This is a genomic window from Streptomyces sp. NPDC088147 (assembly GCF_044741565.1).
In the GTDB taxonomy this organism is placed as follows: Bacteria; Actinomycetota; Actinomycetes; order Streptomycetales; family Streptomycetaceae; genus Streptomyces.
Map to the genome: position 1 here is coordinate 91,652 of NZ_JBIUSY010000010.1, position 13,196 is coordinate 104,847.

General features: G+C 72.1%; 11 protein-coding genes and 1 pseudogene. 8 read left to right on the forward strand and 4 right to left on the reverse strand.

Annotated features, from left to right (window positions below; all coding sequences use genetic code 11):
- Positions 1 to 29: 29 nt before the first annotated feature.
- From ACIOGX_RS31435 to ACIOGX_RS31460, 6 genes are all read left to right on the forward strand, one after another.
- Entirely contained in the window at positions 30 to 644 is a 615-nt protein-coding gene (locus ACIOGX_RS31435; RefSeq protein ID WP_356518441.1) for a TetR/AcrR family transcriptional regulator, read from the forward strand.
- 162 nt (positions 645 to 806) lie between these two features.
- Complete coding sequence (locus ACIOGX_RS31440; protein WP_401918054.1) at positions 807 to 3,107, forward strand: molybdopterin oxidoreductase family protein; 2,301 nt, start codon at positions 807 to 809, stop codon at positions 3,105 to 3,107.
- Positions 3,108 to 3,254: 147 nt separating this feature from the next.
- A complete protein-coding gene (locus ACIOGX_RS31445; protein ID WP_401918306.1) occupies positions 3,255 to 4,715 on the forward strand; it encodes a CitMHS family transporter in 1,461 nt (486 codons plus the stop codon).
- Positions 4,715 to 6,109, forward strand: coding sequence for an MFS transporter (locus tag ACIOGX_RS31450; protein ID WP_401918056.1), 1,395 nt, complete (start codon positions 4,715 to 4,717; stop codon positions 6,107 to 6,109). Before ACIOGX_RS31445 ends, ACIOGX_RS31450 begins: the two co-directional genes overlap by 1 nt.
- Positions 6,110 to 6,252: 143 nt before the next feature.
- Complete coding sequence (locus ACIOGX_RS31455; RefSeq protein ID WP_356518394.1) at positions 6,253 to 7,599, forward strand: ABC transporter ATP-binding protein; 1,347 nt, start codon at positions 6,253 to 6,255, stop codon at positions 7,597 to 7,599.
- 67 nt (positions 7,600 to 7,666) lie between these two features.
- Positions 7,667 to 8,746 carry a Zn-dependent alcohol dehydrogenase gene (locus tag ACIOGX_RS31460; protein WP_401918058.1) on the forward strand — a complete coding sequence of 360 codons (1,080 nt, stop codon included), beginning with the start codon at positions 7,667 to 7,669 and terminating at the stop codon, positions 8,744 to 8,746.
- Positions 8,747 to 8,759: 13 nt separating this feature from the next.
- Here ACIOGX_RS31460 and ACIOGX_RS31465 read toward each other — a convergent pair whose 3' ends face one another.
- From ACIOGX_RS31465 to ACIOGX_RS31475, 3 genes are read right to left on the reverse strand one after another with little or no spacing between them, the layout of a single operon-like run.
- Positions 8,760 to 9,779 (reverse strand): DMT family transporter, encoded by a 1,020-nt coding sequence (locus ACIOGX_RS31465; RefSeq protein ID WP_401918060.1) that lies wholly within the window; start codon positions 9,777 to 9,779, stop codon positions 8,760 to 8,762.
- Between the two features lie 32 nt (positions 9,780 to 9,811).
- Positions 9,812 to 10,546, reverse strand: a complete 735-nt coding sequence (locus tag ACIOGX_RS31470; protein ID WP_401918062.1) for an ArsR/SmtB family transcription factor — start codon at positions 10,544 to 10,546, stop codon at positions 9,812 to 9,814.
- Positions 10,547 to 10,595: 49 nt separating this feature from the next.
- Entirely contained in the window at positions 10,596 to 11,249 is a 654-nt protein-coding gene (locus ACIOGX_RS31475) for a TetR/AcrR family transcriptional regulator (RefSeq protein ID WP_401918308.1), read from the reverse strand.
- Between the two features lie 70 nt (positions 11,250 to 11,319).
- On the opposite strand from ACIOGX_RS31475, the gene ACIOGX_RS31480 reads away from it, so the two are divergent.
- Complete coding sequence (locus ACIOGX_RS31480; RefSeq protein ID WP_356518389.1) at positions 11,320 to 12,471, forward strand: acyl-CoA dehydrogenase family protein; 1,152 nt, start codon at positions 11,320 to 11,322, stop codon at positions 12,469 to 12,471.
- 59 nt (positions 12,472 to 12,530) lie between these two features.
- Positions 12,531 to 12,818, forward strand: coding sequence for a YiaA/YiaB family inner membrane protein (locus ACIOGX_RS31485; protein ID WP_356518388.1), 288 nt, complete (start codon positions 12,531 to 12,533; stop codon positions 12,816 to 12,818).
- 99 nt (positions 12,819 to 12,917) lie between these two features.
- Here the strand turns inward: ACIOGX_RS31485 and ACIOGX_RS31490 are convergent.
- Positions 12,918 to 13,055: pseudogene (locus ACIOGX_RS31490) on the reverse strand (Lrp/AsnC ligand binding domain-containing protein); the annotation flags it as partial.
- Positions 13,056 to 13,196 lie beyond the last annotated feature (141 nt).

Here is a 13,196-nt window from a genome sequence, read left to right on the forward strand (position 1 = left end):
AAGAGTCCGAGGTCGGAGGGCTCCGCAGAGTGCCTGTGCAGCAGCGCAGCACGGAGCGGCTGGCCCGGATCCTCGACGCCTGCGGGGCGCTTCTCGACGAGGCCGGGTACGAGCAGCTGTCCACCCGGGCCGTCGCCGCCCGCGCGGGCGTTCCCATCGGCTCGGTCTACCGCTTCTTCGTCAACAAGCGGGCCATGGCGGACGCACTCGGAAGGCGCAATCTCGACAGCTATACCGAGGGCATCGCGGACCGGCTCGCGACGCTCGACCCGAATGACTGGCGGGGCGCCATCGACGCCGTACTGGACGAGTACCTCTCCATGAAGCGCACCGTGCCCGGCTTCTCGCTCGTGGACTTCGGCGCCCAGCTCCCGCTCGGTACCCGGCCCCAGGCCCTCGACCGTATCCCCGTCGACCCGGCGACCGATCCCAACCACCGGGTCGCCAGACGCCTCGCGGGACTGCTCTCCAGTCATCTGGGCCGGGCCCCCGACCCGGCGTTGCAGCGCACGGTCCTGGTCGCCGTCGAGGCCGCCGACGCGCTGCTCCAGCTGGCGTTCCGTACGGATCCGGCGGGTGATCCCTGGATCGTGGGGGAGACCAGGAAGCTGCTGCGCGCCTATCTCGCGAGGACATTCGACTGACGCGGGCGTCCGGCCGGGCTTCTCGCGCCCCCTTTCCCCGTCCCTCCTCCCGTCCCCCCTCCCTTCCCTCCTGCCGCTTTCCCTCTTTCCCCTGGCGTTGTCCGTACCGGTCGGTATGCTCGGGGTGCTCGCGCGTCACCGCTGCCGCCGCCCGGAGGGCCCATGCACCCCGAAGACGCACCACGCACCCCGGAGGCGGGGCGGACCCGTACCGCCCCGCGCATCTGCCCCTTCTGCGAGGCCACCTGCGGACTGACCCTCACCATCGAGGGGACCAGGGTCACCGGTGCCAGGGGCGACCGCGACGATGTCTTCAGCCGGGGCTTCATCTGCCCCAAGGGAGCGTCCTTCGGCGAGCTGGACGCCGACCCCGACCGGCTGCGCGTCCCGCTCGTCCGCGTCGACGGGGAGCTGCGGGAGGCGAGCTGGCAGGAGGCGTTCGCGCTGACAGCCGCCCGGATACGGCCACTCGTCGAGGAGTACGGGCCGCAGTCCGTCGGCGTCGTCCTCGGCAACCCCAATGTCCACACGATGGCCGGGGCCCTCTATCCGCAGCTCCTCCTGGGCGCGCTCGGCACCCGCAACCTCTTCACGGCCAGCACCCTCGACCAGATGCCCAAGCATGTCTCCAGCGGGCTGCTCTTCGGGGACGCGTTCGCCATCCCCGTACCCGATCTGGACCGTACGGACCATCTGCTGCTCCTGGGCGCCAACCCGCTGGACTCCAACGGCAGTCTCTGCACCGCGCCCGACTTCCCCGGCAAGCTGAAGGCGCTGCGCCGGCGCGGCGGCACGCTCACCGTCGTCGACCCGCGCCGCACCCGCACGGCACGGCTCGCCGACCGGCACGTCCCCATCAGGCCCGGTACGGACGCCCTGCTGCTCGCCGCCCTCGCCCACGTCCTCTTCGAGGAGCGGCTCACCGACCTCGGACCGCTCGCCGGCCAGGTCGAAGGCGTCGGCGAACTGCGGGACGCGATACGGGACTTCACCCCCGAGGCGGTCGCCCCGGCCTGCGACATGGCCGCCGGGGAGATCCGTACGATCGCCCGGGAGCTGGCCGCCGCACCCACCGCCGCCGTCTACGGCCGGGTCGGCAGCTGCACCGTCGAGTACGGCACGCTCGCCAGCTGGCTGGTCGACGTGCTGAACATCCTCACCGGCAATCTGGACCGGCCCGGCGGCGCGCTCTTCCCGCTCTCCGCCACCGACCGGCCGCCCCGGATCCCCGCCCCCGGCAAGGGGTTCAGGCTCGGCCGCTGGACGAGCAGGGTGGGCGGACATCCGGAGGCCAAGGGCGAACTGCCCCTCGTCGCGCTCGCCGAGGAGATCGAGACGCCGGGGGAGGGCCGGATCCGCGCGGTGATCGCCCTCGCCGCCAACCCCGTGCTGTCCGCGCCCGACGGCGACCGGCTCGACCGGGCGCTGGCCGGCCTCGACTTCATGGTCAGCGTCGATCCGTATCTCAACGAGACCTCGCGCCACGCGGATGTCGTCCTGCCGCCACCGCCGCCCGCGCAGAGCGCCCACTTCGACTTCGCCTTCAATGGCTTCGCCGTACGGAACCAGGTCCGCTACACCCGCGCCGCCGTCCCGCTGGAGGAGGGCCGGCTCGACGAGAGCGAGATCCTGGCCCGGCTGGTCCTCGCGGTCAGCGGCATGGACGGCGTGTCCCCCTCGGCCGTGGACGAGACGGCCATCGACCGTACGCTCGCCAGGGCCGTGACCGACCCGCACTCGCCCGTGCACGGCCGCGACCCCGGAGAGCTGTCCGCGCTGCTCACCGGCGTGAGCGGACCTGAGCGACAGCTCGACCTGAAGCTGCGGCTCGGCCCGTACGGCGACGGATTCGCCACCGGGACGGGCGATGTCCCGGAGGGCTCCGGCGTCCCGGGGCTCCGGCTCGAACGGCTGCTGGAACACCCCCACGGCATCGATCTGGGCCCCCTGCGCCCCCGGCTCCCCGAGCCGCTGAAGACCCGCAGCGGGCGGATCGAGCTGCTGCCCGCGCCCCTCGCCGCCGATCTGCCCCGGCTGCGCGCCGCCCTCGCCGAGCGGCCCGCCGCCCTGGTGCTCGTCGGCCGCCGCCATCTGCGCTCCAACAACAGCTGGATGCACAACCTCCCCGCGCTGAACGGCGGTTCGAACCGCTGCACCCTCCAGATCCATCCGGACGACGCGGCCCGGCTCGGTCTCAAGGACGGCGGGGCGGTCCGTATCACCGCCGACGGGGGCGCGCTGGAGGCGCCGGTGGAGATCACCGACACCGTGCGGACAGGGGTGGTGAGCCTGCCGCACGGCTGGGGCCACGACCGTCCGGGCACCCGCACCTCGGTGGCGAGCGCCCGGCCCGGCGTCAATGTCAATCAGCTGCTCGACGGCTCGCGGCTCGACCCGCTCTCGGGCACGGCGGTGCTCAACGGATTCCCCGTCGAGCTGTCGCCGGCCACCCCACTCCTTTAGCCCTCCTTTACCACCACCGCCGTGACCTGGGCTTTTGCTCGTATTGCTCGCGTGTCAACATCTTGTTAACGGCTGGAGGCCAGACCTAACGTCATCCGAACCGCCGCCCCCGGCGGGAGTTCAAAGGTGAACGTGAGAGGCCTCCTAATGCTGACCATCCTCGGCTTCGTCATGATCGCCACCTTCCTGGTGCTGATCATGATGAAGAAGATGTCGCCGATCGCGGCGCTGGTACTCATCCCAGCACTCTTCTGCGTCCTCGTAGGGCAGGGCGGACAACTGGGTGACTACGTCATCAAGGGGGTCGGCGAACTCGCGCCCACCGCCGCCATGCTGATGTTCGCCATCGTCTACTTCGGCGTGATGATCGACGTAGGGCTCTTCGATCCGATCGTCCGGGGCATCCTGCGCTTCTGCAAGGCCGACCCGATGCGGATCGTCGTCGGTACGGCCGTGCTCGCCGCGATCGTCTCGCTGGACGGCGACGGCTCCACCACCTTCATGATCACCGTCTCCGCGATGTACCCGCTCTACAAGCGGCTCGGGATGAGCCGGATCGTGATGACCGGCGTCGCCGCCACCGCGAACGGCGTGATGAACACCCTGCCCTGGGGCGGTCCGACGGCCCGCGCGGCCACCGCGCTCAAGGTCGACGCCGGCGATGTGTTCGTCCCGATGATCCCGGCGCTCGGGGTCGGACTGCTCGCCGTGTTCCTCCTCGCCTACGTCCTGGGCCTCCGGGAGCGCAAGCGGCTGGGCGTCCTCACCCTCGACGAGGCGCTGGAGAGCGAGACCACGAGCGGGACCGTACTGGTCAAGGCCGGCGGCGGTACGAGCGCGACGGCCGACGGCACCGGCTCCGGCAAGGGCGGTAGTGCTACGGGCAAGGCCACCGGCGGTACCACCGGCACCGGCGGCAGCGGCACCGGCGCCGCCGACCACGACGAGACGTCCGACGACGACGGCTTCCAGGGGCTCGACCCCCACCGCGCGACCCTGCGCCCCCGGCTCTACTGGTTCAACGCCGCGCTGACAGTCGCCCTGCTCGCCGCGATGATCCTGGAACTGATGCCGATCCCGGTCCTCTTCCTCCTCGGCGCGGCCCTGGCCCTCACCGTCAACTACCCGAACATGACGGAGCAGAAGGCCCGGATCGCGGCCCACGCCGACAACGTCCTGAACGTCTCCGGCATGGTCTTCGCCGCCGCCGTCTTCACCGGCGTCCTCACCGGCACCGGTATGGTCAAGCACATGGCCGACTGGCTCGTCGGCGCCATTCCGGACGGCATGGGCCCGCACATGGCCATCGTCACCGGGGTGCTGAGCCTGCCGCTCACCTACTTCATGTCCAACGACGGCTTCTACTTCGGAGTCCTGCCCGTGCTCGCAGAGGCCGGCGCCGCCCATGGCGTCTCCCCGCTGGAGATAGCCCGCGCCTCCCTCGTCGGCCAGCCGCTGCACATGTCGAGCCCGCTCGTGCCCGCCGTCTACGTCCTCGTCGGCATGGCCAAGGTCGAGTTCGGCGACCACACCAAGTTCACGGTCAAGTGGGCCGCGCTCACCTCGCTCGTGGTGCTCGCCGCCGGGATCCTCTTCGGCATCATCTGATGGGCCCCGCGCAGGCTCCGCTCGGGGCGCCCGTTGGGAGGGGCTGGCTCCTCCGTCTGGTCATCGCCTTCAGTTTCACGCAGGGCGCGGTATCGATGGCGCGCCCCGCGGTCTCCTACCGGGCACTGTCCGTGGGCGCGGACGAGCGCGCGATCGGGGTGATCACGGCGGTCTACGCGCTGCTGCCGCTCTTCGCCGCCGTACCGCTCGGCCGCAGGACCGACCACGGACGGTGCGCCCCCCTGCTGGTGGCCGGTGTGGTCCTCATCTCCGCCGGCTGCGCGCTCAGCGGTACGTCGGGCTCCCTGCCCGAACTGGCCGCCTGGAGCGGGGTGATGGGCCTCGGCCATCTCTGCTTCGTCATCGGCGCCCAGTCGATCGTCGCCCGCCGCAGCGCCCCGGACGAACAGGACCGCAACTTCGGCCACTTCACCATCGGCGCCTCCCTCGGGCAGCTGACAGGACCGGTCGCCGCCGGGCTGCTGGTCTCCGGCCAGGGCGGCGAGATGGCCCGTACGAGCGGCCTCGCGCTGCTCGTCTCGGCCGCCGCCGCGGCCGTGTCCTTCGTCTCCCTGTGGCGGCTGGAGGCGCGTACGGCCCGCGGCGCGTCCGCCGCCCGGCGCTCCGCCAAGGTTCCCGTCCACCGCATCCTGCGGACCAGGGGCGTACCGGCGGGCATCTTCATCAGCCTGGCCGTGCTCTCCGCGACCGACATCCTCACCGCCTACCTTCCGGTCATCGGCGAGGAGCGGGGGATCACGCCCACCGTGATCGGGCTCCTGCTCAGCCTGCGCGCCGCGGCCACCATCGCCTGCCGGCTCGTGATGACCCCGATGATCCGGTGGCTGGGCCGTACGGTCCTGCTCACCGTCACCTGTCTGCTCGGCGGCCTGCTGTGCGCGGGCATCGCGCTGCCCGTACCGGTGTGGGGGCTCGCCCTGATGCTCGCGGCGCTCGGGTTCTGTCTGGGCGTCGGCCAGCCGCTGTCCATGACGACCGTCGTACGGGCCGCCCCCGACGGAGCCCGCTCCACCGCCCTCGCGCTGCGGCTCACCGGCAACCGGCTCGGACAGGTCGCCGCCCCGGCCTCCGCCGGTCTGGTCGCGGGGGTCGCGGGCACGGCCGCGCCGTTCCTGATGCTCGGCGGGCTGCTGGTGGGCGCGGCCGGACTCGGCCTGCGCGCGTCGGGAGGGAAGCCCGCGGATCCATCACCCGAGACGCCCGCGGATCCGTCATCCGGGACGCCCGCGGATCCCTCACGCGGGACGCCCGCGGACCCACCGGCCGCCGGGACGCCCGTGGACCCGGCGCCCACCGGGACACCCGCCGGCCCGGTGCCCGGGACCGCCGCCGAGCCCGGCCGCCGCCCGGCCCCGGCCCGCGACACCTCCTGAGGCGGGGGCCCGGTCCCCGCGAGCGTCCCTGAGCGCCTCAAGGTCACTCAACCTTCTCGCAGGTCATTCCCTGACAGCGCGTAGTCGGCTAACTTCAGGCGTCGCACCCGCTCCACTTTTCTTCCTCCCGGGCGGAACCATTCATGACTCGCGCCATCTCATTGCACAGCGTCAGCAAGGTGTACGGACGCTCCACGCGCGCCGTCGACCGCTTCTCGATCGATATCGCACCAGGCGAGTTCGTGGTGCTCCTCGGCCCCTCGGGATGCGGTAAATCGACCGTGCTGCGCATGATCGCCGGGCTTGAGCACATCACCGACGGCGAACTCCTCCTGGACGGCGAGCTGTCCAACGACGCCCCGCCGCGCGAACGCGACATGGCGATGGTGTTCCAGAACTTCGCGCTCTACCCGAACATGACCAACCGCGACAACATCGGGTTCCCCCTCATGCTGGAGAATCCGCGCGAGGACCGCACCCAACGAGTCGACGCCACCGCCCGGATGCTCGGTATCGAGAGCGTGCTCGACCGCTATCCGAGCCAGCTCTCCGGCGGCGAACGCCAGCGTGTCGCGATGGGCCGGGCCATCTCCCGGCGGCCCTCCACCTTTCTGATGGACGAACCGCTCTCCAATCTCGACTCGAAGCTGCGCAGCCATCTGCGCGCCGAGATAGCCCAGCTCACCGCCGAACTGGGCGTCACCACCGTCTATGTGACTCACGATCAGGGCGAGGCGATGTCGCTCGGCGACCGGGTCGCGGTGATGCGCGGCGGAGTGCTCCAGCAGGTGAGCTCGCCGCGCGAGGTGTACGCGCTGCCGGAGAACGTGTTCGTGGCCGCGTTCATCGGCACCCCACGGATCAACCTCCTCCAGGCCGTGGTGTTCGCGCCGCTGGACGGACGGATGTCCATCGACCTCGGCAAACAACGCCTCCCGCTGCCCGAACCCCTCAGCTCCGACCACCAGTTGCTCCGTATCCAGCAGGGCAGGCAGATCATCGTCGGGCTGCGCTCCGAGGCGGCCCGTATCGCCCCGCCGAGCCAGGCCCGCTCCGGTGAGGTGGCGCTGAGCGGCATCGTCGAGCACATGGAGTACCAGGGCCACGAGGCGCTGGTGCATCTCGACATCGGCTCCCGGCCCGCGGTGGTGGCCGATCTCGAATCCCCGCGGCCCAGGTCGCCCGTCCGGCGCCGCGGCAGGAGCGGCCCCGGAATGCTGGAGCGGCTCAAGGAGCGCACGATCGGCCGGATCAGCGGTCCCGTCGTGGCGCTCGACGATCCGGAACCGCCGCGCCCGGCCACGTACAGTCCGGAGCGTGCCGCCATCTCGGCCAGCGATCTGGTCGTCCGTACCGGCCCCGACATGCGGCTGCGGACGGGCGCGCAGGTGCCGATCCTCGTCGATCTCGCGCATCTCTATGTCTTCGACGACTACGGCCGCCGGATCTGCCCGGCGCCGCGGGACATGCCGGGCCTGGTGGACATGTGACACCCGGACGCCCGCGGTGCCCCGCGCCGCAACACTCGCATCGCCTCTGAACCGGGAGAGAACCCTCGTGATCCGCGCCGCCATCCTGCCCGCCGTCGGAGCCCCGCTGGAGATCGCGGGGATCGAGCTGCCCGAACCCGGTCCCGGCCGGGTACGGGTCCGTCTCGCCGCCGCCGGTGTCTGTCACTCCGATCTGTCCCTGTCCAACGGCACGATGCGCATCCCGCTCCCCGCGGTCCTCGGCCACGAGGGCGCCGGTACGGTCGTCTCCGTCGGCGAGGGCGTCACGCATGTCGCGCCCGGCGACGGTGTCGTCCTCAACTGGGCCCCGTCCTGCGGGACCTGCCCGGCCTGCGCCATCGGCGAGGTCTGGCTCTGCGACAGCGCGCTCGCGGGCGCGGCGGGCGTCCACGCCCGTACCGCCGACGGCACGGACCTCCACCCCGGCCTGAACGTCGGGGCGTTCGCCGAGGAGACCGTCGTCGCCGCCAACTGTGTCCTGCCGCTCCCGGCCGGGGTACCGCTCACCGACGCCGCCCTCCTGGGCTGCGCCGTCCTCACCGGCTACGGCGCGGTCCACCACGCGGCGCGCGTCCGCGAGGGCGAGTCCGTCGTGGTCCTCGGCGTCGGCGGGGTCGGTCTCGCCGTCCTCCAGTCCGCCCGGATCGCCGGCGCGGGGCCGGTCGTCGCCGTCGACGTCTCCCCGGAGAAGGAGGCGCTGGCGCGCGCGGCCGGAGCCACCGAGTACGTCGTCGCCTCCGACACCACCGCCAAGGACATCCGCCGGCTCACCGGCGGCCGGGGAGCCGATGTGGCCGTCGAGTGCGTCGGCCGCGCCACGACCATCCGTACCGCCTGGGACTCCACCCGGCGCGGCGGCCGTACGACGGTCGTCGGCATCGGCGGCAAGGACCAGCAGGTCACCTTCAACGCGCTGGAACTGTTCCACTGGGGCCGTACGCTCTCCGGCTGCGTCTACGGCAACAGCGACCCGTCGAGGGACCTGCCGGTGCTCGCGGAGCACATCCGCGCGGGCCGGTTCGACCTGAGCACGCTGGTCACCGAACGGATCGGGCTGGACGGCATCCCGGCGGCGTTCGAGAACATGCTCGCGGGCCGGGGAGGCCGGGCCCTGGTCGTCTTCTAGGGCCGGGACCCTTTCAGTGCCGGGAGGGCCCCTGGGGTTCGTGGCGCGTGCCCGTCGGCGCGGGCGCCGGTTCGCCCCCGCCCGCGCGTTCGCCGGCTTCGCCGGCCTCGCCGTCGTGCCGCGCGATCACGGCGCCACGACGGGGACGCGAGCGTGACACCGCCACCCCCGCCAGGCACAGCGCACCGCCCGCCAGGGTGAACAGGCCCGGGATCTCGTCCAGGAACAGCCAGGACATCAGGACGACCAGCGCCGGGACCGCGTACGTCGTCGCGCCCATCCGGCCCGCCGTCGTACGGGCCAGCGCGTAGGCCCAGGTCGTGAACGCCAGCGCGGTCGGGAAGACGCCCAGGTAGACCATGTTGAGCGTGGCCGACAGCGGGGCGCTCGCGGCCTCGTCGAGCAGTTGTCCGGCGAACGGCAGACAGGCGACCGCGCCGACCAGACAGCCGAAGGTGGTCACCTGGAGCGCGCTCGCCGTCGCCAGCGCGGGCTTCTGCGCCACCACGCCGCCCGCGTAGGCCACCGCCGCCAGCAGGCACAGCAGCACGCCGAGCACCGAGGCGTGGCCCTCGCCGGACATCGACAGCCCCACGGCCACCGCGCCCGCGAACGACACCGCCATGCCCGCCACCAGCCGGGGCGGAAGCGTCTCGCCCAGCAGCCGGGCGCCGAGCAGGGCGATGAGGATCGGGCCTATGTTCACGACCATCGCGGCCGTGCCCGCGTCGACCTCCTGCTCACCCCAGTTGAGCACCACCATGTAGACGCCGAACCAGAGCAGACCCGACACCGCGATCCCGGGCCAGGCGGCCCGCGGCGGGGGCCCCTCGCGCCGTATGAGCCAGACCGCGCCGAGGACGACCGCGCCCGCGAGCAGCCGGCCGAGGGCCAGCGCCCCCGGCGAGTAGGCGGCGCCGGCGCTGCGGATGGAGACGAAGGCGGAGGCCCAGAGCACGACCGTCACAGCCGCCGCGGCCACGGGCAGCCAGGTCGCGGGGGCGGGACGGGCGGAGGTCGTCGAGTGCGTCATACGGTGAAGGTACGCGGACAACACTTCGGCCCTCACCGCAATATCCCGGGCTCGATCCCCAGCCTCTCGTACAGCTCCCGCTCCCCGTCCTCGGTCACCTTCACCGCGCGCTCCGAGCCGATCCGTACGCACCATCCGGTGTCCAGCGCGTGGCGGCACAGCGCCGCGCCCGCCACCCCGGCCAGATGCGGCTTGCGCTCGGTCCAGTCGAGACATGACCGTACGAGCGGCCGGCGGCCGGAGCGCTCCAGCCCGATGCCCTGCTCCCGGAACCAGGCCACGCCCCGGTCGGTGAGGGCGAAACCGGTGTCCTGGCGGAGCAGTCCGCGTACGGTCAGCGCGTCCGTGATCGCCAGTCCGAGGCGCCCGGCGAGATGGTCGTAGCAGGTGCGCCCCCGGGCCATGGCGCTGTTCGCCCCGGCCGCGCGCAGCGTGCGCGGCGGCTCCTTCGGGGGCGTGGTGTGCGCGGCCAGATCCTCCACCAGATGGGCGGCGCGCGGGTCGGCGAACCGTACATAGCGGTGCCGGCCCTGCCGCTCCTCCGCGAGCAGTCCGCCCGCGATCAGCTTTCCCAGATGTTCGCTGGCGGTCGACGGAGCGACGCCGGCGTACCGCGCCAGCTCGCCCGCCGTCCACGCCCGGCCGTCCAGCAGGGCGAGACAGAAGACGGCGCGGGTGTCGTCGGCGAGCAGCGCGGCCAGGGCGGCGAGCCGGGGCCCGGACCGCCCTGACGGTCCGGCGTGACGGGGGTGCTCGGTGCGTGCCATCTCTCCAGGGTGCGTCAGGGACGCTTCGGCGCGGGCCGAAGTGTGGTGGCTAGCCCGACGCGTACCGCTCGTACTGGAGCGAGAGACCGTCGAGCAGCGCCCGCAGCCCGGTCTCGAAGGCGCCCTCGTCCACCTGCTGCTGCCGTTCGGCGAGCAGATGGGCCTGGCCGAGGTGCGGATAGTCGGCCGGGTCGTACGCCGTCGCGTCGTCGACGAAGCCGCGGGCGAACGAGCCGAGCGCCGAGCCGGTGATGAAGTACCGCATCAGCGCGCCGATATGGGTGGCCTGCGCGGGCGGCCAGCCGGCCCGGACCATCGCGCCGAAGACGGCGTCGGCGACCCGGAGTCCGGCCGGCCGGCGGCCGGGGCCGACGGCGAGTACCGGCACGAGATGCGGGTGGTCGGCCAGGGCCGTGCGGTAGGAGACGGCCCAGTCGTGCAGCGCGGTGCGCCAGTCGCGGCCGTCGGTCTCCCCGAACATCGACAGATCGACCCGCGCGCTGACCGCGTCGGCGACGGCTTCGAGGATCTCGTCCTTGGTGCGGAAGTGGTTGTAGAGGGAGGGCCCGCTCACCCCCAGCTCGGCGGCGAGCCGCCGGGTGGAGACCGCTTCCAGGCCCTCGGCGTCCACCAGCGCGCCCGCCGTCGCGACGATGCGTTCTCTGCTGAGCAGGGGCTTGCGCGGTCTGGCCATGGCGCACATAGTAGGGCCTGCCAACCAGAAACTAGCAGTGCTAAGTAACTGCGGTGCTGATCAACTGTGGAGTGCGCCGGTGGATCTGGAGCTGAGCGAGGAGCACGAGGCGGTGCGCGAACTCGCCGCGGACTTCGTCGACCGCGACATCGCCCCGTACGCCGCCGACTGGGACCGGCGCGAGAGCGTCGACCGGGGGATCGTCGCGAAGCTCGGCGCGCTGGGCTTCCTCGGCCTGACCGTGCCCGAGGAGTACGGCGGCTCGGGCGGCGACCACTTCGCGTACTGCCTGGTCACGGAGGAGCTGGGCCGGGGCGACTCGTCGGTGCGCGGCATCGTCTCCGTATCGCTCGGTCTCGTCGCCAAGTCCATCGCGGCCTGGGGCGACGAGGAGCAGAAACGCGCGTGGCTGCCGGGGCTCGCCTCCGGCCGTACGCTCGGCTGTTTCGGGCTCACCGAGTCCGGCACGGGCTCAGACGCGGCCAGTCTCGCGACCCGGGCCGTGCGGGACGGCGGTGACTGGCGCATCAACGGTTCCAAGATGTTCATCACCAACGGCACCTGGGCCGATGTCGTCCTGCTGTTCGCCCGTACCAACGACGCCCCCGGACACCGGGGCCTCTCCGCCTTCCTCGTACCGGCCGACAGCCCCGGGCTCACCCGGCGCGAGCTGCACGGCAAGCTCGGACTGCGCGGCCAGGCCACCGCCGAACTGACCCTGGAGGACGTACGGGTCCCGGCCACCGCGCTGCTCGGACCCGAGGGCAAGGGCTTCTCCCTCGCCATGTCCGCGCTCGCCAAGGGCCGGATGTCCGTCGCCGCGGGCTGCGTCGGGATCGCGCGGGCCGCGCTCGAAGCGGCGGTCGGGTACGCGGGGGAGCGTGAGCAGTTCGGCAGGTCCATCGCCCACTACCAGCTGGTCCAGGAGCTGATCAGCGACATCGCGGTCGATGTGGACGCGGCCCGGCTGCTGACCTGGCGGGTCGCCGATCTGATCGACCGGGGCGAGGAGTTCGCCACCGCCGCCTCCAAGGCCAAGCTCTTCGCCTCCGAGGCCGCCGTGCGCGCCGCCAACAACGCCCTCCAGGTCTTCGGCGGATACGGCTACATCGATGAGTACCCGGTCGGCAAACTCCTGCGCGACGCCCGGGTGATGACGCTCTACGAGGGCACCAGCCAGATCCAGAAACTGATCATCGGCCGGGCGCTGACGGGCGTGTCGGCCTTCTGAGTACCGGCTGAGTACGGATACGGATGTGGCGCCCGCCACAGCCCCCGATGCTGACCGTTATGACTGAGACTCCCGTCAAGCAGCAGAACACCGCGGCCTTCTACGGTCAGGCCGTCCTCTCCTTCGGCCTCGCGCTGGCGGCCGTGACCATCGGCATCATCAAGCTCGAAGCCAGCGCGTGGGTGCGCGGCTTCCTCGGTATCGCCGTCCTCTATCTGACGACCTCGGCGTTCACGCTGGCCAAGGTCGTCAGAGACCGGCAGGAGGCCGGGCAGATCGTCAGCCGGGTCGACCAGGCGAGACTGGAGAAGATCCTCGCCGAACACGATCCCTTCCAGAAGCTCTGAGCGTGTCGGCCCGGCCGGCACCTGTCGCCGTACGAGAACAGGGCCGAGCCGGGCGATCCGGTCGGTCGCCGTCGTTCGGTCGTCGAGGGCGGCGGCGGTGATGGCGCGGTCCTTCAAGGGGCTGGAGCAGACGATGGTGGTGGTGACGGACCCGAGGCCGGCGATGCGGCCGGTGGTCTGTTCGAGGTGGCGCATGGAGCGGGCGACGACCTTGAGGATGCAGCGGTCGTCGCCGGTCCGCCTTGCGATCCACCGCGCCAGACGTCCCGGGCTGATCCACGAAGATCGACCGGACAGGACCTAAGCGCTTGCTCACCCTCGGGGTATGGTGTTCGTCCCGCCCGATGGGCCGGGCGGGACGGGTGAGCCGGACGGAAC